This is a genomic window from Rhodococcus olei (genome assembly GCF_039540555.1).
GTDB classification, from domain to species: Bacteria; Actinomycetota; Actinomycetes; order Mycobacteriales; family Mycobacteriaceae; genus Rhodococcus_G; species Rhodococcus_G olei.
Genome location: NZ_BAABFB010000025.1, coordinates 1 through 1,783, shown reverse-complemented (window position 1 = coordinate 1,783; position 1,783 = coordinate 1). Strand labels below are relative to the sequence as shown.

Annotated in this window: 2 protein-coding genes; both read right to left on the bottom strand. The window is 69.2% G+C overall.

Going from position 1 to position 1,783, the window contains the following annotated elements; translation table 11 throughout:
- Positions 1–171: 171 nt before the first annotated feature.
- Positions 172–333 carry a hypothetical protein gene (locus ABD951_RS06315; RefSeq protein WP_345342918.1) on the bottom strand — a complete coding sequence of 54 codons (162 nt, stop codon included), beginning with the start codon at positions 331–333 and terminating at the stop codon, positions 172–174.
- A 75-nt stretch (positions 334–408) separates the two neighbouring features.
- Positions 409–1,783: ATP-binding protein (locus ABD951_RS06310; RefSeq protein WP_345342917.1), on the bottom strand; the 1,375-nt coding region annotated here is incomplete at its 5' end.

Genomic DNA, 1,783 nt, shown 5'->3' with positions numbered 1-1,783 from the left:
GCGTCCTCTTCGTGCCATCCACACACCCCTCTTCTATCAGGAGTGTTGCGACCGATACTTGAACCCGCCTGCCGTACCGTGTTCAGTTTCACGTGCCGTCGACACACGGAATCTAACGCGACCGTCTCAAGCAGGTCGAGCACCACATCCCGACGCACGTGACGGTCGCGTTCAGAACGTCGCCCGCCGTCGGGACGGTTGCAGCGTCGAGTCCCCGGCGATGTGCAGGACCAACGGTCCGCTGGCCGGCTCGCCCACCTCACTGCGGAAGCCGAGCAGCGGGTGCAGGCGAGGATCGCGATCGCCGAGCTGGCCGGCGTAGATCCGCGCCACGAGATCGAGGGGGCTCGGCTACGAAACTGTGTCGGTGACGCGTGGGACCGGTTGGGACGGCGCTGTCCCCCATGGTCAGTGCCGTTGGTGTTCGGTGACCCAGGCCGCGATCTGCGTCCGGGAGGTGAATCCGAGTTTGGTCAGGATGTGCTCGACGTGCCCGTCTGCGGTGCGTGGGGAGATGACCAGGCGGGATGCGATCGCCTTGTTGGTCAGCCCCTCGGCGACGAGGTCGGCCACCTGCCGCTCCCGCCTGGTGAGCTCCGTCGACGGGCCCGCGGTCGGGGGTGGGGTGGTGGGTTCCTCGCCGAGTGCGTAGGCGACGGCGGCGTCGAGATCGAGCGAGTGGCCTTCGTGGTGTGCGGCCTCGAACGCCCGCTGGCCGAGCGTGCGGCGGGTGTTTCGCTCGCACTCGTCGTGATGGACGAGCAGACCCGGGAATACCACGGTGGATGCCCCCGTCATCTGGCCCAGGGCCTGCGCCGCTCCCAACAGCACGACAGCGCGCCGGGCGCTGCCCTCGGCGGACACGATCCAGGCCCGGGCCTCGAGGCACGTCGCGGCCAGGTGCGGGTCCCTCCGGCGACGGACGAGGGCAAGTCCCTGCTGCAGCAGCCGCAGCGCACGGTCGCGATCGCCCTCGTGCCACACGGCGACCGCGGCCCCCCACAGTGCGTGCGACCGATACACCGATTCGCCGTGGGATTCGGTGATCGCGAGGACCTTCTCGTGACACTTGAGCGCCCGAGCTGTGTCCTGCTGCAACTCGTGAGCCCATCCGAGCGCGAGGAGAACCAAGACCTGCGCCAGGAGGTCACCCTGCTCGGCGAACACGTCATATATCCCCTCCAAGTGTGCGCACGCGAGTGCGAGGTCACCGGTGTAGACCTCGTGGCGCCCCGCGGTGAACTTTGCGTACGCGTGTGCGAGTGGGTCCGTGGACCGTTCGGCGAGGGCCCGGGCCTCGCCGACCAGCGCGGCCGCCGCGGCGAAGTCTCCCTGGACGTCGTTCAGCGCGCAGTCCCGATACAAGGCCTTGGCGCGGACCGCAGACGCGGCCGCGGGGGTGACGGCGAGGGCACGGTCGAGCCAGTGCCGTCCCTCACCGAACCGTCCGAGCGAGTACCAGAACGGTTGCAGGGCGCTCGCGAAGGCCAACACGGAGTCGGTGGCCGTGTCGTCGGCGAGGGCGAATTCGAGGGCCTCGCGGAGGTTGGGTTGTTCGCGGTCCAGACGGTCGATCCAGTCGAGTTGCCGGGCACCGATCCAGTCGGCCTCCGCGTCCAGCGCGAGCTGCCGGCACCAGTCCGCGTGTCGTCGCCGCAGGTCGAGGTACTCGCCCGAGGCCTGCAACTTCTCGCGGCCGTAGTCGCGCAGGGTGTCGAGCATCCGGAACCGCACCACCGTGCCCGACTCCTCCCGGATCAGGATGGACTTGTCGACCAGGGCG